Here is a 21,582-nt window from a genome sequence, read left to right on the forward strand (position 1 = left end):
GGAGCCCTCCCGAATGAACTCACGAGCCCTGTTGACGTGGAGCACCGCGGTGCTGGCGGTGCTGCTCCTCACCGCGTGCGGAGAGGAGGAGAAGCAGAAGCCCTACGCCTGGCAACTGCCGCCGGGCTTCCCCGAGCCCTTCGTTCCCGCGGACAACCCCATGTCGGAGGAGAAGGTGGCGCTGGGCCGCTACCTCTTCTACGACGAGCGCCTGTCCGGCAACGGCACCATGGCCTGCGCGAGCTGCCACGAGCAGAAGCGGGCCTTCAGTGATGCCAAGGTGACGCCCAGCGGCTCCACGGGGCACGCCGTCCCGCGCAACTCGCCCGGGCTGGCCAACGTGGCCTACCTCGCTACGTACACCTGGGCCAACCCCGTGCTCGATACGTTGGAGAAGCAGGCGCTGGTGCCGCTCTTCGCCGAGACGCCGCTGGAGCTCGGAATGGGCACGCGCATGGACGAGGTGCTGCAGCGGCTCCGCGAGGACGCCCGCTACCCCGCCCTGTTCCGCGAGGCCTTCCCGGACGAGAAGGACCCCATCCACGAGGACAACGTCGTGAAGGCGCTCGCGTCCTTCCAGCGCACGATGCTCTCGGGCAACTCGCCCTATGACCGCTACCTCCAGGGAGAGGCCACCGCCCTGTCGTCCGCGGCCAAGCGGGGCATGGAGCTGTTCTTCGGCGAGCGCGCCGAGTGCTACCACTGCCACAGCGGGCCGCACCTGACGAACTCCTTCCGCTCGAAGGACACGAAGCTGACCGAGCGGGACTTCCAGAACACGGGCCTCTACAACGTGGACGGCCTGGGCGCCTACCCGGTGAACAACACCGGCCTCTTCGAGTTCACCAACAACCCGAGGGACATGGGGCGCTTCCGGGTGCCGCCCTTGCGCAACGTGGCCCTGACGGCGCCCTACATGCACGACGGCAGCATCGCCACGCTGGAGGGGGTGCTGGACTTCTACACGGCCGGTGGGCGCGAGGTGACGAGCGGACCGTACGTGGGGGATGGCCGGGCGAGCCCGCTGAAGAACCCGCTGGTGCGGCCCTTCGAGCTGAGCGCCCAGGAGCGCGCCGACCTCATCGCCTTCCTGGAGAGCCTCACCGACCAGGACTTCGTGAACGATCCGCGGCTCGGCGATCCTTTCGACGGGTAGGCGTGCATGACTGCCCGTGTGAGGCGCCCGGGCTGGGCGTGTTGAATTGACGCCTCCTCCTGGTCCCGCGCATCGTGCGCGGACACCATGGGGAGAGCGACGAGATGAAGCCGTACCAGAAGGTGCTGGCGGGGCTCTGTGTCCTGCTGGCGGCGGTGGGAGGTTGCGCGGACGGAGTCCGGAGTGCCGCTCCCGAGGCGGCCTTGGAGCAGTCGCGCCAGGGGCTGGCCCCGTTGGAGCCGCGGCTGGTGCGGGACATCAACCCCACTCCGGTGCTCCAGGGCGGCAGCGGCCCGGAGCGGCTCGTCCAGCTGGGGGACACCGTCTTCTTCTCCGCGCTCGACGGCAATCTCGGCCGCGAGCTGTGGAGGAGCGATGGGACGGACACCGGCACGGTGATGGTGAAGGACATCCAGTCCGGAATCCTCTCCTCCAGCCCGGCGGCCCTGACGGTGATGGACGGGCTCCTCTACTTCGTCACCTTCACCGGAGACTCGCTGTGGAGGAGCGACGGGACGGAAGCCGGCACGGTGATGGTGAAGAAGATCGGGGGGAGCTTCGCGCTCTCCGGCACGCAGACCATGATGCCCTTCCGGGGGAACCTCTACTTCACGGCGGATGACGGCTCCGGCACGGGCACAGAGCTGTGGAAGAGCGATGGGACGGAAGCCGGCACCCGGCGGGTGAAGGACATCCAGCCGGGCAGCGCGGCTTCCAGCGTCGGGAACTTCATCCCCCTGGGAGACTTCCTCTACTTCACCGCCACGGACGGGGCGCACGGGTACGAGCTGTGGCGCACCGATGGAACCGAGGAAGGGACGTCCCTGGTGAAGGACATCGCGCCCGGCGCGGCCAACGGCTCCGTGAACTCCCTGGTGCGGCTCGGTGACACGCTCTACTTCTCCGCGACGGACGGGAAGGGCTACGGACTCTGGAGATCGGATGGATCCGAGGCGGGCACCTACGAAATCGAGACCCCCGCCGCGCCCTCGGGCGTCTACGCCCGCTCCCTGACCGTGATGGGAGGAGGGCTCTACTTCGAGGAGTACAACACGGGCGAGCTGTGGCGGAGCGACGGAACGCCAGCGGGCACATACCGGGTGAAGGACCTCCACCCGACGGGTAGCGCCAGGCTGATGACCTTCCGGGCCGCCGGGAGCACGCTCTTCTTCTACGCGGACGACGGAGTCCACGGGCTCGAGCTGTGGAGGAGCGACGGCACGGAGGCGGGCACGAGGCTCGTGAAGGATCTCGTGCCCGGGAGCCGCAGTGGCGGCACCAGCGGACATTGTGCCCTGGGCGAGCTGTTGTTCTTCATCGCCCAGGAAGACATCTACGGAACGGAGTTGTGGAGGAGCGATGGCACGGAGGCGGGCACGTTCCTGGTGAAGGACGTCTTTCCGGGGCCGGGTGGGAGCAGCCTACCGTCCAATCTGCTGTGCACGGACCGGGCCGTCTTCTTCTCCGAGGATGAAGGAGTGCATGGCAAGGAGCTGTGGAGGAGTGATGGCACGGAGGCCGGTACGCGCATCGTGAAGGACATCCATCGTCTGCCGGGCAGCTCCAGCCCGAAGCCGTTCGTGGAGGTACAGGGGACCGTCTTCTTCCAGGCCACCGAGGGAGTCCACGGCCAGGAGCTGTGGAAGAGCGATGGCACGGAGGCCGGAACGTCCCTCGTGAAGGACCTCCGGGCGGGGGCCAGCAGCTCGGTGCTGGGGTCGCTCACGGCGGTGGGCCCGGCGCTCGCCTTCACCGTGGACGACGGGGTGAGCGGCGTGGAGCTGTGGTGGAGCGATGGCTCGGAAACGGGCACGAGGTTGGTGAAGGACATCCTCCCCGGAGCGGGCAGCTCGGCGCCCAGCTCCCTGACGGCCATGGGCGGAGTGCTCTACTTCGTGGCGCAGGAGGCCGGGAGTGGCACGGAGCTGTGGAGGAGTGACGGCACGGAGGCCGGCACGCGCCTCGTGAAGGACCTCCGCCCGGGGAGCGCCTCCTCGTTCCCCGCCTTCCTCGTGGCGCGGGGAGACACGCTGTTCTTCTTCGCCAACGACGGGGTGAATGGGACGGAGCTGTGGAGCAGCGATGGCACGGAGGCCGGCACGCGCCTCGTGAAGGACATCCTTCCCGGAGCGGGCTCGTCCTTCGTGGGAACGAGCCCATTGCTGAACCCAGCCGTGCTGGACGGAGTGCTCTACTTCTCCCCCGACGACGGTGTGCACGGGAGGGAGCTGTGGCGGAGCGATGGGACGCCGGAGGGCACCTTCCTCCTGAAGGACCTCATTCCTGGCGCCTCCAGCCCGGGACTCGTGTCCCTGACGACGGTGGGGCGGTTGATCTACTTCAGCGCGAGTGATGGCAAGACCCGCGAAGAGCCGTGGAGGACCGACGGCACGCCGGAGGGCACCTTCCTCCTGAAAGACATCCACCCGTCGTGGACCTCCAGCCCCACCGGCTTCACGCAGGTGGGGGAGCTCGCCTTCTTCGTGGCGGACGATGGCACGAGCGGCCCGGAGCCGTGGCGGAGCGATGGAACGACGGCCGGCACGTGGCGGTTGAAGGACATCTACCCGGGCTCCACGGGCTCCAATGCCTCGGGGCTGGTGGCCTTCGACGGACAGCTCTACTTCCGCGCTGACGACAGGGTGCACGGCGCGGAGCTGTGGAAGAGCGATGGGACGGAGGCTGGAACCGTGCTCGCCTGGGAGCTCGCGGCCGGCGACCTGCCCTCCTCGCCCGAGGGAATGCTGCGCGTGGGCTCGAGCCTGTTCTTCTCCGCCACCGACGGTGTCACGGGCGTCGAGCCATGGCGGCTGGCTGAGCCTCCCGACACCACGGCGCCCACCGTGACGTGTCCCGGCGCCGTCGTGGCCGAGGCGGAGAGCGCCGCGGGCGCGGAGGTGGTCTACCCGCCGGCCACGGTGCGGGATGACGTGACGGCGGAGCCCTCGCTCGCCTACAGCCTGCCGAGCGGCGGTACCTTCCCGTTGGGTTCGACGGACGTGCATGTCACGGCGAGGGACGAGGCGGGCAACAGCGCCACGTGCTCGTTCGCCGTGACGGTGCGGGACACCACCGCGCCCCGGGTGGGCTGCCCCGGAGAGCTCACCGCCGAGGCGGAGGACGCCCTGGGTGCGCACGTCGTCTTCTCCGTGCCAGCGCCCCTCGACGAGGTGACGCGTGCTCCCGCCGTTTCAATCAGCCAGGCGCCCGGCAGCCGCTTCCCGCTGGGCTCCACGGTGGTCACCCAGACCGCCACGGATGAGGCGGGCAACTCGGGCTCCTGCGCCTTCACCGTCACGGTGCGGGATACCACCGCGCCCACGCTCACCTGTCCTGCGGACGTGGTGGCCGAGGCCGTCATGGACGCGGGCATCCCGGTGACGTTCCCTCCGGCCACCGCGAGTGACACGGTGACCCTGCCGCTGGAGGTGGTCTACAGCCATGCGGCGGGCAGCCTCTTCCCCGTGGGAACCACGCGCGTGACGGCCAGCACCGCAGATGGTGCCGGCCTGCGCGCCGAGTGCGCCTTCCAGGTGACGGTGACGCGGAAGCCCGACACCGAGCCCGGCCCGGTCACCGCCAGTCCCCCGGGGTGCGCATGCACGGCCCCGGGCCATGCGAGTCCCCTCCTCGCCCCGTGGTGGCTGCTCGGCGTGGGAATGCTGTGGAGCCGGCGGCGTGCCCGTGCCGCTCCGAAGCATTGAGGTCCGGCCACCGGCGCTCCCTTCGACGGGGAGGGAGCGCCGGGGCCCTCTTTCAGGGCTCAGAAGAGGCTGCCGATTCCCTTCCCGATGGCATTGCCCAGATCGCTGGCCCCCTTCCCCAGATCATTGATGGCGCCCTTGATGGACTTGGAGGAGAAGCCAGCGCTGCTCAGCAGCTTTTCGCACTCCGAGGCCGTCTTGTTGTACGCGCTGGTCATGGCCTTGCCGACCTCGTTCACGCCGTAGCCGATGTCCTTCAGCACCTTCGAGGCCGCCTCGGCGCTGGTGTTGTAGGCCGATTGCAGCGCGTGGCCGACCTCTTCCGCCGCGTACCCGGCCCCCTTGAGCATGGCCGCGGCCTCCTTTTCGGCCACGTTGTACGCCTTGTTCAAGGCCGCGCCGACCTGGTTGGCCGCATAGCCCACGCCCTTCATCATGTTCACGGTGACCTGCGCCGGCAGCTTGTAGACGGACTTCATGACCTCGCCGACGGCTTCGCCGACGTGCCTGGCGAACTCGATGGTTCCCTCGGCCACGTTCTTGAGCCACGTCATCGCGTCGGTGAAGAGGTGCGCGAGGTACTTCTCGGGAGCGTCGATGATCTTCTGTTTGATCCAGTTGAAGAGCTGCGCGAGGTCCGCCGGAGCCACGTCAAACCCCATGCGCAGCTCGAAGCCCTTGCCATTGATCTTGAACTTCGCCGTGACGTTCCCGGCGAGCCCCTGGCGGGAGATGGCGACGGACACATCCGCGGCGATGTCGAGTGAGATCCGGAAGTTGTCCGCGACCTTCACCCCGCCGATACGGATGGTCCCGAAGTCGAGGCGAGGCGAGGCGCTGAAGCCCACGGAGCCCGCGAAGCGCGGATCGCCCTTGTCCCACGAGACATCGAGCTTCAGGTAGGCGCCGAGCCACCGGCCCTCGAGCCGCAGCTGCTCGTTGGACATGAAGAGGCGCGACTCGGAGAGGACCAGGCCGAAGAGCGCGTTCCGGGTCTCTCCACTCAGGGCGAAGCGCTGCTTGCTCACCAGGCCCTCGACGTGGCCGGTGACCTGGAGGGGCCAGTCCTTGGGAAAGAGATCGAGCTGTCCGGTGAACCAGAACTGGTCATTGACGAGCCGCAGGTCACCGACCAGGACCTTGCGGCCGGCGACGGCGAGGTGCGTATGACCCTGGATCTGGATCGCCGCCCTGGCGGGTTCCGCGGGGGCGGTCACGAGGGCCGTGGACGTGCCCTGGGTGACGCCAGTCTCTTGCGGCTTCGCCTTTTCGACGGAGAGGCGGCCCGCGTTCCGGCCACAGGCGTCGGGGAGGGTGTTGCCCTGCGCATCGGAGAAGCGCCACAGGCTCACCAGGCTCGCGTCCTTCCCATCCAGCCGCCGGTACATGTTCCCGGAGATCTCTTCGGGTGAGCGTGCGCGAGACCAGAGCCGGATCTCGCCCAACTCACCGTTGAAGAACGCGTCGTCCGACCCGTCGGCGTTCCGGCCGATGGAGATCCTCTCATTGTCGATGACGAGCGCGCCCGTGACGGGCCCCTCGGTCAGCTTGACGCCATTGACGAAGGTCCGGGCGACCTTGCCATCGTTGGTGATGGCGACGTGGTTCCACTTGTTCCACTGGATGACGCCCGCGGCTGTGTCAGGGGCGCCGTCGTTGGAGCCAGCGGCGGAGTGGAAGCGGTGGTGGACGAGGCCATCCCCCCTGATGAACAAGGCGTAGTTGCGGCCCTTCTTGCCGAACACTCCCCTCCATTTGAATTCGGGTTTCGGCAGGTTCGGCGGCTTGACGCCCATGGCCTTCATCGCCTTGAACATGGCTTCCTGCGAGGCAACCATGCTCGCTTGGGCATCGGCGTGCATGTCCTCCGCCGTCTTCACCGGCTTGAACCAGACCTCGGCGGTGTAGGCGCCGAGGCGGAGGCTTTGCGAGTCCAAGACCTCGGCGTAATCACTCTTCCCATTGAATGCGAGGCCGCGCAGCAGCAGCAGGTCGGACTCGACGAAGCTGCCATTCCGGAGGATGCCGTGGTTCCTGCCACAGAGGTCCACCACCCGCTCCCCCGTGTCCGTATCGAAGCGATACAGGGAGACGAGATCCTTCTCGTCGCCGTCGAGGAGCTCTCGCATCTGGCTCTCGATCTGGCCGGCGCCCAGCGCACGCCTCCAGATGCGGATCTCGGCGATCTCGCCCTTCCAGAACGAATCCACCTTGCCGATGAAGAGGGACTGCTTGCTCAGGGCAAGCTTCCCCACCACCGGGCCGCTCGCGGCCTCCTTCCCGTCGACATAGGTCTTCGCGGTGACGCCGTCGTTCGTGATCGCGACGTGCTGCCACCTCCCCCACTGCAGGCTGCCATTGGCTGTATTCGGAGCGCCAGCGTTGTAGTTGGAGTTGTCCGTGAAGCGGTGATGGTAGTAGGCGTTGTTCGCGTTGATGGCCAGGAAGTTGTTGCGCTGGCCTGAGCCCTGCTTCCCGAACACGTCTGCCCATTCCCTTCCCTCCACCCTGGACGACTTGAGCCAGATCTCGATGGTGTATTCGGGCAGGACGAGGCTGTCGGACGCGGGGAGCTCGATGCAGGAGTTCTTGCCGTTGAAGGACAGGGCCTTGATGGCCTGAGGAGGCTTGGGCGCGGCGGACGTGGACGTGGGCGCCGGCGTGGCGGCCTGCAGCACGGGGGCCGCCGCGGTGTCCGAGGCGAGTGGCGCGTTCACCATGACGGCGCCGGAGAGCTCGAGCTCCGTGTTGCCGAAGGCACCGTTGAGCTTGAACCCGGTGTTGAAGCCCATGGAGCCGGACGCGGCGAGCCCGAACGCCGCCTGCATGCGGACGAACTCGAGGTCCGCCTTGCCGCGCACGAAGGTGACCAGGCCCTCCTCGTTGCCCTTCTGGGCCTGCCCCGCCGTGCTCCCCACCGAGGGCAGTACGGTCATGAAGTCGGCGCAGTCACTCGCGCTGAGCTTCAACCGCTCGAAGGAGCCCTTCTTGAACTCGGCGGGCGTCGTGAGCAGCCAGTCCGCGTCGAACTTCATGAAGGCGAACTTGTACTGGGCGCTCCCGGCGCGGTTCTCCAGGGGAATGGCGCTGATGCAGTCATTGAGGGAGAACGTCTTCCCGAAGTTCATCATCGCGGCGACGTACTTCCAGGAGCCGACGTTGACGGTCTTCCCCTTCGTTCCGAGCACACCTCCGCCGAGGTACTCGGGCGCCTGCAGGAACTCGTCATGGAAGACGAATCCGAGCTGCACGCCCCCGGGCGGCGTCTTCGGGTCGAGCAGGGCCTTGCGGTCGTTGAAGAACGTATCGAAGGTCTTGAAGAGGGCCATGGCGGCGGCCCCATCGAGAGCGGGCTTGGGGAAGCCCACGTGGGCCTGGAGGCCCAGCCCTTCGATGCCCAGGTACTCGAAGCCGATCTCGTCATAGAAGACGGGAATGGGGACGGGCAGCCCCTGGGAGACGGGGATGATGCAGAAGACGTCATCGAGGATGACGCGGCGCTGCAGCTGGTTCGAGGTGGGCAGCGGGAAGTCCTGGTCGCGCGGCAGCATGAGCGAGAGCGCGAGCGAGGGCACATCGAACTGGTCGATGAGGGCGTCCACCTCTCCGTAGAAGAGCGTGCCGGTCATGAGCGTGCCCACGGAGATCTTCCGCAGCTCGAGGCCGGTGAGCCCGGGCATGGGCACGTAGCTCTGCACGACGGAGGGGAAGAGCACGCGCACGGGCTTCTCGGGGGCGAGCAGCGCCAGGCTGACGCGGCCGGCCGGTGAGAAGCCGAACTTGAAGTCCAGACGCTCGGGGACCTCGAGCTTGAGGTAGGACTTGAAGCCGTCCGGGAAGCGGTTGAGCACCTTGCCCGTCTGCTTCAGCGCCGTGACGACCTCGTTCGGGACGCTCCCGGCCTTCTTCAGGAAGGTGACGAGCTCGTCGATCTTCAAGTCGCCGTTCTTGTCGACGAGCGACAGGCTCTCGATGGGGAGCTTGTCCGGGAAGATGTCGGCCATGGCCTTTCCGCCACAGGCCTCCAGGAAGAGCTTGAGCGGCGCCAGGGGCAGCGCGAGCGGCCTCGTCACCTTGCAGCCGCCTCCCGCCTCGAAGTACTGCGTCACGCCGTCGTAGAGGAACGTCGGCATCTTCAGGCTGAGCGCACCGTACTGGCCGAGGTCGACGTCGAACCAGGACTCACCGTTGATCACCACGGTGTTGGCGGCGGCGAACGGAGAGCTGACGAACTGCACGGCGACGCCGGTCCCGGAGATGGTGAACCGGGTACGCGCCATGGAGACGGGATTGCCCTTCTGGTAGACGCGGAAGAGCTGAGCGCCCAGGTAGGTGTTGAGCTCCGCGGGCAGGCCGAGACCCGCCTCCAGCACCAGGCCGAGCTGGGGCTTGATGGAGATGCCCAGCTCGGTCAACTGGACGGTGGCCTTGCCGAGGCTCTTGCCCTGGACGGTAGGCAGCGCGAGCTCGATGGGGTCACTGACGTTGAGCGCGGAGATGCGCACGTCCTTCTTCCCCGCGACGAGCTTGGCGGTGACCTTGGAGGGGAGCATCTTCCCCAGGCCACCCGGGAAGCCGGTGAAGCCCAGGTGGGTGGTACCCGTGAAGCTCCACCCCGCGCTCGCGGACTCCTTGACGAAGCCAATCTCGAAGAGCTCGCCCCCGATTCCCATGCCCGCGCCGGCCGGGAAGTCGACGTGGAAAGCGGTGGACTTGGGATTGGGCTTGAAGAGCAGCGCGCTCTTGCCCTCGGCGGTATCGCTGATGCTCAGGTAGCCGCCGAGCGAGAACAGCTGGTCGAGCTCGAGGGTCGAGGCCAGCCGGAGCTCGAAGAAGGTCTTCTTCTTGCCGTCCGCGGCGGTCCGGCGATCCAGCAGGAGGTCGAACTGCGCGAACGCGTAGGAGCCCACGCCGGGGATGTCGATGAGCTTCCGGGCCGGGGCCGCGGTGGCCCTCAGCTTGATCTTCTGGATGCCCTGCGTGGTCTCGTAGCCCGCCTGGAGGTCGAGCCTCGTGTCGAACACGGAGGCGCCCATGCCGCCGGAGAGCTTCCAGCCGATGCCCGTCTGGTAGTCGAAGAGGAAGTTGAACGTCTCGAGCGAGAGGCCCTCGGCGACGTTCACGGGCCCCCGGCCCTGGAGGCTCAGGCTCGCGCTGAACGAGGAAACACGGGAACCAGCGGAGCCGGAGACATTGCGCGTCAGGGAGAACTGCGCGTTCGTCTGAAGAGGCCCCGCGCCGCCCAGGTGGTCCCACGCGACGCTCGCATTGCCGAGCACCGAGAAGGCGCCTGTCTGGGTATTGACCTGGACATTGAGTGTGTCGAAGAGGATGTCCGGAATCTCTTCAGGCAGGGACTCGCCGTTGGTGACGAGGGACCAGAACTTCTTGAGCGCGAAGTTCCGGAGGCTGCCGGAGAGGGTGAGGCCGCCCCGGGCCTCACCGGAGAGGAGGACGTTGGCCTCCCCCATGCGCAGCTGCGCCGAGACCAGGCCCTTGGCGCCACCGGCCTTGCTGTAATCGACGAGCAGGTTGAGGTTGCTCACCTCGAAGGCCGTCGCTCCGACCGGAATGGACAGCAGGTCCTGGAGGGCCGCGGTCAGGTAGAAGCTCCTGGCCTGGGGTGACGCCCGGAGGAGCAGCCGCGAGATGGTGAGCTCCGGGAGCCCGGTCTCGCCAGGGATGAGCGACTCGATGACGTCGCCGAGCGGAAGGGGGCGGCCCGCGGGAAGGCCGGCGCCCAGATCGAGCGAAGGCAGCTCCACGAAGGCCGCCAGGTCGAACTTCTGGAACGCCAGCAATCCGGAGAGCGACGTCGAGATGGAGCGGCCGCTGCCGAACGGGTTCGCCACGGTGAACGAGACGCCGATCTCCTGGAGCTTCGCGACGTCGGGGAGGATGTCCCAGCTCGTCTTGGCGCCCACGCCGAGCATCAGGCTGGTGACCTGATGACGGAGGAAGTCGAACGAGACCCCGAGCTCGGTGAGGGAAATCCCGTTGGGAACGGGCAGGTCCTGGGGCACCTCGTCATCGAAGCCGTCCACGCCGACGGTCTGCGAGAGGCTGGAGAAGCCGGCGAGCGCGAAGTCCTCGAAGCGGCCCTGGAGGAACAGTTCCTCCTCGATGCCCTCGAAGTTGTACCTGCCCACCATCTCGAGCGGGCGGCCGCCGACTTCCGCGGCGACGAGCAGGTAGACGCCCGGCTCCTGCGTGGCGCTGACGGCCTTGTCGCGGTGAAGGTCATCGTGCCCGGACTTGATGAAGATGCGCGCGTCCTTGACCGTCACGGGGCCCAGGCTCTGGAAGCCGAGCGCCAGGGGACCCGAGAGCCGGATGCCGGTGAACGCCAGGGGATCGGCATCGAACCGGAACTCGTTGACGGGGCCGGTGATGCGGGTCGGCGTGCGATGCTGGAGCAGCGAGCCGATCGGGAAGAGCGCGCCGGTGAGGTAGAGCTCACCGACGAAGTTGAGCCCCGGCACCAGGTCACAGGCGAGCTTCTCGTCGAATTGCGCCTCGTTCGAGAACACGAGCTTGCACGCGCCCAGGCCGAGCTGGGTCATGAAGTGGGGCTCGGGACGCTTCTTGCCGGTGGCGAGATCCTCGCCGCCCGTGGGGCGCTCTCCGAGCAGCGCGGGAAACAGCTTGCCAAAGGACCACGACGCCGGGAGGGTGAGCTCCAACGTGACGAGCAGCGTGCCGTCACGCTCCCGGGCCAGGAACCGGACCTCGGCCGCCGTCATCCCGAGCAGCGACGTGGATCCCACGAGCTCCAGGTGCCCGGCGCTCCGCGAGGTGGCGTCGGTGACGGTGTCGATCATCACGGCCTGCTCGTTGAGCACGGCGCGGAACAGGCTGATGAGCTCGTTGGAGCCCGTGAACTGCTGGTCGATCAGGATGGGCGTACGGGGCCCCATCGGACCGATCGCATCGAATTGCTGAAGGATGTGCGAGATGGACATGGCTCTCTCACTCAGAACTGGATGGCGCCGCCGTAGGGGTCGTTCTGGTTGTAGTTGAAGACGATGCGGCCGTTTGCCTCGATGTCTTGCCTAGCCTTGGTGATGGCCCTGGCTACCTCATCGGACTCCTTGGACTTGCGCTTCCACTCGCTGATGCACTCGTTGATCTCCCGGACCGCCTGCGTCTGCGTATTGACGAGCGCTTGCTCGAGGCGGGTGTATTCCTGCTGCTGCTCGCTCGGAGGTTTCGAGGCAGGGTCCGGGTCGGTCTCGAGGAGCTGCTCGGTGAGCTCGGCGAGCTTCTCGTCACGCCGCTTGTAGATGGCGTTCTTTTCCGCCGAGATCTCACTGGCGTGTGCCTGCAGATAATTCTCCACCGCCCCGACGACGTCGGGATGATTCACCAGGTCATCCTCGACGGCCTCCCCCTCCAGGAGGATCTGCCCGGACTCGAGGCAGATCGGGAACGGTGCGACGACCATGTTCGCGAGGTAGTCCATGTGGCACTCCGCGAGCTCCTCGATGCAGCCTTCCCTGAAGGTGATCTGGTCATCGGGATATTTGCTGTCGAGCTCGATCATTCCGTGCCCGATGCGGGTGCCTTGGAAGTAGCGGTACATCGTCAGGTCCTTCGCCGGCAGATCCACCAGCTGGCCCGTCGAGATCGCCACGTGCTTGCCCATGTCGAAGAGCAGCACCCGTCCCCTGGGAATCTTCATGCGCTTGGGGACGAAGAACTGCGGTCCGGCCTGGGTCACCCTGAACTTGTCCTGGTTTGCCTTCAGCTTGTTCTTGATATTGGGGACGTTCTTGAACGCGTCAGGCGCCTTGCCCCAGTAGTAGTCCATGTTCTTGATGAGCTGCTGGTGCAGCACGGTGAACGAGCCCATCTTTTCCATGCCAGGGAACGCGCTGCGATCGCCCTTGCTGTTGCACCAGCCGATGTACGTCTTGTCGACGAGCCCCGTCTTCACCAGCGCGAAGATCACGGCCTCCCAGCAGTTCATCACCTGTGGCTCCGGAGCTCTGTCCATGAACCACTTGAACATCGGACGGGTCGTGCAGTCGTACATGTACTTCGTGAGGAACGAGGCCGGACCCCAGCGCGCAATGCCCTCCTCCGCCTTGCGTTTGAGGCTCAAGGTGTAGTCCGAGCAGTCGCCGCCAAACTGAAACCGCCGGTCGAGGACGTTCTTCTTCTGCTCCTCGCGGAACTGCTTCATCGCCGCGTCTGCCTTCTTGTCCGCCTCCGTCTTCGCTTCGTTGTAGCGGTCCCGGTTGCTCGTCAGCAGCTGGCGCATGGCGGCTTCGGCCTGGTAGCCGGCGTTGCGGATGTGGACTTCCCGCGTGACCGCGGACCAGTCGGCGAACCGGAGGTCCTCCGTGTGGAGGTCCTTGATGATGGTGCTGAGCTCCTTGATCTTGTTGATGGCGGGTCCGAGGCTCTTGGAGACAGCGTCCTCGAACGCGGCGGCCTCATTCGGCGGGTAGGCCTTGTCCCCGACGGTGGTGTGCAACTGCACCACGGGCTGCCGGGGGGCCGCGAAGCGAAGCGTCCGCCGCGCCGGAAGCTGCTCGCCACGCACCACGAGGCGCTGCGCCAGGCGCCCCATCCACTCCGCCTCGAGCTCGAGGGCTTCCTCGTCGTTCCGCTCCACGACGCCGAGCCGCTCATCCTCGAACTGGGACAGGCCCGTGGCGAGCACCCGCCCCTGCTTCTGCTGCACGACATGCCAGGCCTCATGCGCCAGGGTCTCCTCGGCCCCGCGCTCCAGGTAGATGTCGCACCCATGCGCGAACGCCCGCGCCCCCACCTGGGCTGGCAGGGCGGAGTCGGCGTGCACGCGCACGTCGCTCAGGTCGTAGCCCGACAGGGTCTCCAGGGCCCCCCGGAGCCGCGGCGGCAGCGCACGGCCGGTGGATTCAGCGGGGGTACGGGACGTCGATGGCATCTGCGCTCCTCGGTCGAATGGCGACAGCCCTTCTGACCCGTGGCCCGGATTTCCGGGCAAGGCAGCGCGGACTTTTTCAAGGAGGCGAGGCGGACGAGGGCCTCGCGCTCCCGGAGGCCGAGGCGAAGCTCTCCTCCGCGCGGGCGAACATGTCCTGGGCCAACCGCTCGCTGAAGCCGACCAGGAAGCACACGGCCATGTAGAGGTACAGCTCCGACTCCGGCGCCGCCGCCTGGAGCGGCAGCAGCCCCGACTTCATCAAGGCGAAGGTGAAGAGGGAGCAGTACATGCCCACCACGGGCTTGAAGAAGCCCAGCATCACCATGGAGGTGCGGCTGGCGCCCCGCAGCTTCTCGAAGTCCCCGAGCCGCGTGAGGATGCTGACGGCGCTCCCGATGGCGCCGCACAGCCCCACCAGCAGCAGCGTGCGCACGGGAAGGCCGAAGAGCAGCGTCTGCTCGCTGGTCAGCACCATGTGGGCAAAGGCAGACAGCCCCTGGGCGAAGAAGAGCAGCAGCGAAAGCCCGAGCACCACCTGCGTGGCCGGGGAGCTCGAGCGCAGGAGGGGAAGCGGGCGCAGGGGGTAGAGCTGATCGGCGATGGCGGAGGCGATGCGCAGGCGGATGTTGCGCACGAAGGGGAGATTGGGCTGCTCCGCCAGCAGGGCCGTGAGGCCCAGGTCGAGCGTCTCGACGGCCGACGGGCCGAGTTCCCGGGCCGCCTTGCCGCGCAGCACCAGGAGCCGGGCCAGCTCGCTCTGGACAGGCTTGCTGAGCGGCTGGGCAAGCCGCTGGCGGATCTGCTCGGACAGGTGCTCGGGGAGCGGCACGTCCCGCACCACCGGAACAGCCTCGGCCGGAGCGGCCCCGGCGGGTGCCAGCGTGACGGGGGTGACGGGCACGGGAAGGAGTTGGGCCGGGAGTTGCGCGCCGCTCACCACGGGCGCGGCGGGGCGCGTTGCCAGCGGCCACGCAGGCTGGGCGGGCGCGGAGTCCTGCCGCGGCGCGGAGGACACGGGAGCCGGCGGCAGGGCCAGGGGCTGGGGGCTCGCGGGAGTGGACGTGGGCAGCAGGGCGTGCTGCTGCCGCAGTGCGTCGAGGGTGGCCGGGTCGAACTGAGCGGTGGTGGGCAGCTGATGCTGGCTCTGGAAGCGCTTCAGGACCCCCTGGGTGTGCGGGCCGAGCGCCCCATCCACGGTGCCCGGATCGAAGCCCAGGAAGAGCAGCCGGAGCTGGCCCTCGCGCACGCTCAGGTCGGGCAAGGGGTGGCTGGACAGGCGCTGGGAGGCCGCCGCCAGCTTCTTGTCGTACTGGTTCTTGGCATAGCCCGGGCCGTTGTAGCCACGGGCGAAGGCGGCCCAGTCGTGGTTGCGCAGGGCCGTGTCCAGGCCGTTCTTCTGGATGAAGGCCGTCAGGGCCGCGAGCTGCTCATCCTCGGACTCCATCATCCGGCTGATGAACTGCTCCATGGAGCCGTAGCCCAGGTCCTGGGCGTTGAACCCCATCACCTGGCCGAGGCCCCACGAAGCGCTCAGGAGCGCGGCCTGCTCGTCGAGCGCCAGGGCCCGCTCCAGGCGCCCGTACTCCGCCACGCCACCGGCATAGCCTCCGGCCTTGGGGTTGCTGATGTCGGAGGCTTGCTGGTCGAAGCGGCCCTCCGTCTTCCGGCTGAAGATATGGCGCTCGAAGAGGATGACGGGACGGCGGTCCGCGAAGTAGCCACAACCTCGGGTCTCGACATGGAGCACGGCCCAGATGTCCGCCGGGCGCACCGAGAGTTTGTCCGCGCAGGCCTCGATGCCCCGAGCTGTCAGGGGGGCGGCTGCGCCAATGAACCGGGTCGTGACACATCTCCTTGAGGGCGTGCGGCCCGGGAGCATATCCGCGCGCGAGCCCTCTCGCGATGCCCCAGGACGCCCGGCTCTCCTGCGGCCGGGCGATGCCTCATCACGTTGCCAACCGCTACGCTCCGCGTCATGGCGCGTCAGGGATGTTCCACATGGCTCCGAGCTGACCGGGAATCCTCCGCCGCCTCCGCACTGTCAAAGCAGACATTTGACCGGGCGTGAGCAGATGGCAGACATCACGATGCTGACGCCGCATGCCCAACCGCGCCGCGCGCTGGGTGCGTTCTCGCGGAGGGCCATTGTGTTCTTGTGCTCCCTGGGTGCGTGGCAGGAAAGTTCGTTTTCGCATATCAATCTGCTTTTGCATGGACAGCGCATTCAGGCGGATGCGAAACGTGCGAGAACGCTGGAACCGAGGAGGGTGCATGGCGCATCACGTTCGCAACCACCGATTGCGGGGTCTGGGGATCATTGCGCTCGCGGGTTGGATGAGCGCCTGCACGGGCGCGCCAGCGGAGGAACTCTCCGAGAACAAGCCCCCGCCGGGTTCGCAAGCGGGCGCGATGATCTTCTACACCCCTCGGGGTGGACCCGTGGACGAGGCGGGCTTCATCTGGCTCGGGCCGCCGGAGGGCCTGGGCGGGCGCGTGCTCGAGGGCGACCCGCAGATCTTCGCTCGCATCGACCACAGCGGGAATGGCGTGACGGCGGGGCTCTTCAAGGCGACGACGGGCACGCTCGAGGTGACGTTCCCCTTCACGGAGCACGCCACCATCCTCCAGGGGGAGGTCACCATCACGGACAGCACGGGCCAGAGCCACTTGTACAAACCGGGTGACAGCTACTTCATCCGCCAGGGCCAGGTCATCATCTGGGACGTGAAGGACAAGCAGGTCATCAAGTCGTTCTTCAACGTCGTCGAGCCCCCATAGCCCGGGGATGGAGGAACGCGGCGTGTTTTCAGCTACGGTTCATCCCATGGGAGTGGACATGAATCGAGCCAAAGACTTCGAGCGACAGGGCTTCCTCGTGCTTCCCGGCTTCGTCCCAGCGGCGGCCTGCGACGCCTTGAAGGCCCGGGCTGAAGAGCTGGTGGCCGGGTTTCAACCGGAGACGGTCTCCATCTTCACCACGAACGACCAGACCCGGACCTCGGACGAGTACTTCCTCGCCTCTGGAGATGACATCCGCTTCTTCTTCGAGGAGAACGCCTTCCGGCCAGATGGCTCGCTGCGCCAGGACAAGGCGCTGTCCATCAACAAGATCGGCCACGCACTGCACGACCTGGATCCCCTCTTCGACCAGTTCTCCCGCACGCAGGAGCTGGCGGGGCTGGCCTCGGAACTCGGACTGAAGCAGCCGGTGCTGCTCCAGTCGATGTACATCTTCAAGCAGCCCCACATCGGGGGCGAGGTCAACTGCCACCAGGACGCGACGTTCCTGTACACGGAGCCGTCCACCTGCCTGGGCTTCTGGTTCGCGCTGGAGGACGCCACGCTGGAGAATGGCTGTCTCTGGGCACTGCCCGGCGGGCACACGCTCGGCTTGAAGAAGCGCTTCGTGCGCGCCGAGGGAGGCGGCACGGCCTTCCAGGTGCTGGACCCGGCGCCCCTGCCCGAAGAGGGAATGGTGCCGCTGGAGGTGAAGAAGGGCACCCTGGTCGTGCTCCACGGGCTGCTGCCCCACAAGAGCGGCGCCAACACCTCTTCCAAGAGCCGCCACGCCTACTCGGTCCACCTCATCGATGGCACGGCCCGCTACCCCGAGGACAACTGGCTGCAACGCTCGCCCACTCGGCCACCCCGGGGCTTCAGCTCCCTCGCGAACGGCAGAGGGAACCGGGCACCATGACGCCTCCGGCTCCGCCTCGGACCTGCCTCGTCACGCGCCGTGAGGAGCTGGAGCAGATCCTCCAACTCCAGGCCGCCAACCTGCGCGACCACGTCTCTCCCGAGCAGGCCGCGCGGGAGGGCTTCCTCACCGTGGCCCATACGTTGGACGTGCTGGAGCGGATGCACGCGCTCGCGCCGAGCGTCATCGCGAAGGAGGGCGAGAAGCTCGCGGGCTATGCGCTGGTGATGCCGGTGGAGGCGCGTGCCTTCGTCCCCATCCTGGAGCCCATGTTCCAGCTCCTGGAGACACTGAGCTGGCGAGGACGTCCGCTCCGCGAGTACCGCTATTACGTCATGGGCCAGGTGTGCGTGGCCGCGCCGTACAGGGGCCAGGGCGTGTTCGACGCGCTCTACCGCGAGCACCGCGCGAGCTACGGGGCGCGCTTCGACTGCACGGTGACGGAGGTGGCCACGCGCAACACGCGTTCGATGCGGGCCCACGCCCGCGCCGGCTTCGAGACCATCAAAACGTACCGGGATGCCACGGACGAGTGGGCCGTGGTCGTGCTGGGCCTGCACGACGGCACACGGTAGTTCCGGGGAAGGAGCGGCATGGTACGGTCCGCCCCCATGACAAACCGTCGATTCGCCTCGCTCCCGAGCATCCCCGCCCTGGCCGCCCTCCTCTTCCTCGCCGCGACGCCCGCGCTGGCGCAGAAGAGCATTCCGCCCGCGAAGGCTCCCGTCAGCCCGATGGAGATGGCGGCCAAGAAGCTGGATGACACCACGTACGTGAAGGTGACGTACCACTCGCCCCGCATCCAGGACCCGAAGACGGGCCAGAAGCGCGCCATCTTCGGCAAGCTGGTGCCCTATGGCGAGGTGTGGCGCCTGGGCGCGAACGCCGCCACGGAGCTGACCACCACGGGCGACATCGAGCTCGCGGGCCAGAAGCTCCCGGCGGGCACCTACGCGCTCTTCACCATTCCCCAGGCGGACAAGTGGACGCTCATCGTCAACAAGGACGTCGGCCAGTGGGGCGCCTACAAGTACAACAAGGACAATGACGTCCTGCGCGTGGACGTGCCGGTGAAGAAGAGCGCGGACACCTACGAGGCCTTCACGATTGCCTTTGATGAGAAGGGCACCGCGCTGAACTTCTCGTGGGAGAACACGCAGGTCTCCGTGCCCGTGCGTCCGGCGAAGAAGAGCTGAGCAGCACCTTCCCCCCCCGCGCGTACGCCGCGCGGGGAGTCCGGCCGGGATGTTTAGCTCCGAGCAACAACTGTCAGAAGGCCTGGCGGAGGATTACGCCGCCGCCGAGCGCTATCCTACAGTCCTGCTCATGATGCGTGTCCCGTCCATCCGATGTGTCTGGGTGCTCGCGCTGCTCTGTCTTTCCGCCTGCACCGGTTTCCGGGCCACGAGGGAACCTTACTTCGGGAAACTGAAGCCCGAGCAGCGTGACCTCAACCTGGACCACGGCATCGTGCTGATGCGCGCGCAGAACGGGCTGAGGATCGCCCTGATGCAGGACACGCGCACGAACCTCGTCGGCGTCGACGTGCGATACCTCGTCGGTGCCGCCGAGGATCCACCGGGGCGCGCCGGGCTGGCCCACCTCGTCGAGCACCTCTTGTTCACCGTGAGAGCCGAGGCCGACGGTCCGACGATCGCGGACGAGCTCTCCGACGCCGCGCTCTACCACAACGCGTGGACCAACTCCGACGAGACGCACTACACGGCGAAAGCGCTCGCCGACCAGCTCCCGAAGCTCCTCGCGCTCGAGGCGCGCCGGATGCAGGTCACATGCGACCGGATTGACGAGGCGATGTTCGAGCGTGAGCGAGACATCGTGCTCGCGGAAGACGCGGAGCGCCACGCGCACCACGAGCCCCTGCATGATGAGCTCATGGCGACGCTGTGGGGCAAGAAGCACCCCTACGCGCGCCGGGTGAGCTCGCCGGAGATCGCTCAGGCGACACGCGAGGAGGTGTGCGCCTTCATCGCCGCGCATTACGCGCCCAACCGCGCCATCCTCGCCGTCACCGGCAACTTCCGCACCCACCAGGCGATCACCGCGGTGCGCGCGGCGTTCAGCGGGGTCACGCACAGCTCGACCGTCGCGCGCACTCCGCTCGAATCCGCGCACCTCATGGGCGAAACGTCGATGCACACCGCCGACGTCGACGAGGCAACCGCGTTCATCTTCTTCAGCGCACCGCCGTGGGGGGCGAGCGAGTCGACGCAACACGCGATCGTCAAGGCGATGCTCGGCTCCGAGCTGCGCGCCCTGGATGAACGCGAGGAGTGGATCACCAACACCCAGGTCACGCAGTTCGGAGGGTTGCGCGCGCCGCTGCTGACCGCGGTCGTTTCGGTATCGGATCCCTCGCGGCTCCAGGAGGCGGTCGACACGGTGTTCACCGCCGCGTCGAAGCTCGTCAACGAGCGCAAACACATGATCGAATTCGCCCGGGCCCAGCTCCGCACGAGCCTCGTCAGTACCTACGACGCGTTTGACGGAGCCGGCTCCTGGATCGCCGACTTCCCCCAGTACACCAGCCACAATGAGTTCTTCGTCGAGGAGCTCGCGGCGGTCGACCGCACGACGATCATCGACGTCGCCATGTACGCGAGTACGACGCTCAACCGCGCGCGCAGCCACGTCGCGCTGGTCCGCCCCAGCGGGAAGCAGGCACTCACGACCCGCGCCGAGGTCCCGACGCGCCGCCGCGAGCACGACCTCCAGCCCTGGCGGACACCGGTCGCTGCCTCCGAGGCGAGCCGCCCGCTCGACCCGCGCGCGTCGCGTGTCGCCAGCACGGTGGAGGAACTGGTGCTGCGCAACGGGCTGCGCGTGCTGCTCGCGCCCGACCCCACCAGCCCGCTCGTCGACGCGCGGCTGGTCTTCCCCTACGGCTCGGCGGCGAATCCCGTCGATCGGCCAGGGCTCGCGGAGCTGACCGGACGGCTGCTCGCGAACGACACCCAACGCCTCTACCGGCGTGCCCACTCCGAACGGATGATCTTCGCGAGCCAGCTCGGCACGCAGCTCGACGTCAACGTCGGGGAGCGGGCGACGGTGTTCACGGCACGTGGCACCAAGACGTACGCCGACTGGCACCTCTGGCGCCTGTTCTGGCTGCTCGATGCGGGCATCTTCCCGGATGACCACGTCGCCGAGCTCCGCAGAATCGCCCGCGAATCCCACGCTGATGGCAGCGACGACGCGGCTGCGCGTGGCTCCGAGGCGCTCCGGGTCCGCCTTTTCGGCGCCGGTCACCCGTACGCGCAACCGGGCCCTGGTGCCGCGGACATCCTGAAGATCTCGGTCGCCGAGCTCGAGGCCTTCCGCGAGAGCTACTACCGCGCCAACGGTGCGACGCTGATCCTCTCGGGCGGCTTCGACCCCGCCGTGATGAGGGAGACGATCGAGGATTTCTTTGGCAGGTGGGACGGCGAAGCGCCGCCCCCGCCCCCGATGATGCCTCCGGGCCGGCCGGCGAAGGGGCCCAGTTGGGTCGCTGTCGTCGACGAGGAAGCGACCCAGGTGGGCGTCACGATCGGGTTCACCACGGCCTCGGATCCCATCCGCGATGTCGCCGCGCGCCAGGTGCTCCGCACGATGCTCGAGGATCGCGTGCGCGTCGTCCGCGAGGGGCTCGGCGCCAGCTACGGCGTCTCGGTCGACTACCTCGGCGGCATCGGCGGCGGCGCGCTGCTCGTCACCGGCGACCTCGAGGCCGATCGCTCCGGCAAGGCGCTGGTCGCGCTCATCGGCGAGCTGGAGGCCGTCCGGACGCGGGCCAGCGCGCTCCCCGAGGACTTCGCGCGAGCCCGGCGTCGCGCGCTCAGCCGGGCGCTCGCCGACTCCGCTGGAGCCACCGTCCTCGCGGACGAGCTCGAGACGGTCTCGGTGATGTCGCTGCCGCTGTCCTTCTTCGACGCGCAGGTCGCGGCGATCTCGGCGACGACCCCCGAGGCGGTCGCGGCGGCGGCCTCGGCCGATCTCGCCCAGGCGCGGATGGTCGTCGTCATCCGGGGCCCGCGCAACGCCGTCAACGCCACGCTCGCGGCGGCCGGCCAGAAGGCGGAGCTCATCGAGCAGGGCGTCGCGGCCAGGTAGT

Annotated in this window: 10 protein-coding genes; 7 read left to right on the top strand and 3 right to left on the bottom strand. The window is 67.7% G+C overall.

The window, feature by feature from the left end; genetic code table 11:
- Positions 1 to 13 precede the first annotated feature (13 nt).
- Positions 14 to 1,156 carry an MbnH family di-heme enzyme gene (locus tag NR798_RS33160; RefSeq protein ID WP_375766533.1) on the top strand — a complete coding sequence of 381 codons (1,143 nt, stop codon included), beginning with the start codon at positions 14 to 16 and terminating at the stop codon, positions 1,154 to 1,156.
- Positions 1,157 to 1,260: 104 nt separating this feature from the next.
- Positions 1,261 to 4,860, top strand: coding sequence for an ELWxxDGT repeat protein (locus tag NR798_RS33165; RefSeq protein ID WP_375766534.1), 3,600 nt, complete (start codon positions 1,261 to 1,263; stop codon positions 4,858 to 4,860).
- A 59-nt stretch (positions 4,861 to 4,919) separates the two neighbouring features.
- Here NR798_RS33165 and NR798_RS33170 read toward each other — a convergent pair whose 3' ends face one another.
- The 3 genes from NR798_RS33170 to NR798_RS33180 all read right to left on the bottom strand — a co-directional run bounded on the left by NR798_RS33170 (position 4,920) and on the right by NR798_RS33180 (position 15,653).
- Entirely contained in the window at positions 4,920 to 11,822 is a 6,903-nt protein-coding gene (locus tag NR798_RS33170) for a LamG domain-containing protein (protein ID WP_375766535.1), read from the bottom strand.
- An 11-nt stretch (positions 11,823 to 11,833) separates the two neighbouring features.
- Entirely contained in the window at positions 11,834 to 13,774 is a 1,941-nt protein-coding gene (locus NR798_RS33175) for a DUF4157 domain-containing protein (protein ID WP_375766536.1), read from the bottom strand.
- A gap of 76 nt (positions 13,775 to 13,850) precedes the next feature.
- Positions 13,851 to 15,653: an N-acetylmuramidase domain-containing protein gene (locus tag NR798_RS33180; RefSeq protein WP_375766537.1), complete on the bottom strand. Its 1,803-nt coding sequence runs from the start codon at positions 15,651 to 15,653 to the stop codon at positions 13,851 to 13,853.
- Between the two features lie 392 nt (positions 15,654 to 16,045).
- Here NR798_RS33180 and NR798_RS33185 point away from each other — a divergent pair, with 392 nt between their 5' ends.
- Genes NR798_RS33185 through NR798_RS33205 form a run of 5 tightly spaced genes read left to right on the top strand, consistent with a single transcriptional unit; the run spans position 16,046 to position 21,581 of the window.
- The gene (locus tag NR798_RS33185; RefSeq protein ID WP_375766538.1) at positions 16,046 to 16,552 is read left to right on the top strand and encodes a cupin domain-containing protein; all 507 of its coding nucleotides are present in this window, start codon (positions 16,046 to 16,048) and stop codon (positions 16,550 to 16,552) included.
- Positions 16,553 to 16,610: 58 nt separating this feature from the next.
- Positions 16,611 to 17,471, top strand: coding sequence for a phytanoyl-CoA dioxygenase family protein (locus tag NR798_RS33190; protein ID WP_375766539.1), 861 nt, complete (start codon positions 16,611 to 16,613; stop codon positions 17,469 to 17,471).
- Positions 17,468 to 18,046, top strand: a complete 579-nt coding sequence (locus NR798_RS33195) for a GNAT family N-acetyltransferase (RefSeq protein WP_375766540.1) — start codon at positions 17,468 to 17,470, stop codon at positions 18,044 to 18,046. The genes NR798_RS33190 and NR798_RS33195 overlap by 4 nt, the downstream gene beginning before the upstream one ends.
- 36 nt (positions 18,047 to 18,082) lie before the next feature.
- On the top strand, positions 18,083 to 18,667 hold the full coding sequence (locus NR798_RS33200) for a DUF2911 domain-containing protein (RefSeq protein WP_375766541.1): 585 nt from the start codon (positions 18,083 to 18,085) through the stop codon (positions 18,665 to 18,667).
- A gap of 49 nt (positions 18,668 to 18,716) precedes the next feature.
- Positions 18,717 to 21,581: a M16 family metallopeptidase gene (locus NR798_RS33205; protein ID WP_375766542.1), complete on the top strand. Its 2,865-nt coding sequence runs from the start codon at positions 18,717 to 18,719 to the stop codon at positions 21,579 to 21,581.
- Position 21,582: the final 1 nt, after the last annotated feature.

Origin of the sequence: Archangium gephyra (assembly GCF_042230915.1) — a bacterium.
Lineage (GTDB): Bacteria > Myxococcota > Myxococcia > Myxococcales > Myxococcaceae > Archangium > Archangium gephyra_B.

Coding starts and splice junctions, on each gene's coding strand:
- NR798_RS33160 (WP_375766533.1), top strand. CDS start 14: ATGAACTCACGAGCCCTGTTGACGTGGAGCACCGCGGTGCTGGCGGTG.
- NR798_RS33165 (WP_375766534.1), top strand. CDS start 1,261: ATGAAGCCGTACCAGAAGGTGCTGGCGGGGCTCTGTGTCCTGCTGGCG.
- NR798_RS33170 (WP_375766535.1), bottom strand. CDS start 11,822: ATGTCCATCTCGCACATCCTTCAGCAATTCGATGCGATCGGTCCGATG.
- NR798_RS33175 (WP_375766536.1), bottom strand. CDS start 13,774: ATGCCATCGACGTCCCGTACCCCCGCTGAATCCACCGGCCGTGCGCTG.
- NR798_RS33180 (WP_375766537.1), bottom strand. CDS start 15,653: ATGCTCCCGGGCCGCACGCCCTCAAGGAGATGTGTCACGACCCGGTTC.
- NR798_RS33185 (WP_375766538.1), top strand. CDS start 16,046: ATGGCGCATCACGTTCGCAACCACCGATTGCGGGGTCTGGGGATCATT.
- NR798_RS33190 (WP_375766539.1), top strand. CDS start 16,611: ATGAATCGAGCCAAAGACTTCGAGCGACAGGGCTTCCTCGTGCTTCCC.
- NR798_RS33195 (WP_375766540.1), top strand. CDS start 17,468: ATGACGCCTCCGGCTCCGCCTCGGACCTGCCTCGTCACGCGCCGTGAG.
- NR798_RS33200 (WP_375766541.1), top strand. CDS start 18,083: ATGACAAACCGTCGATTCGCCTCGCTCCCGAGCATCCCCGCCCTGGCC.
- NR798_RS33205 (WP_375766542.1), top strand. CDS start 18,717: ATGTTTAGCTCCGAGCAACAACTGTCAGAAGGCCTGGCGGAGGATTAC.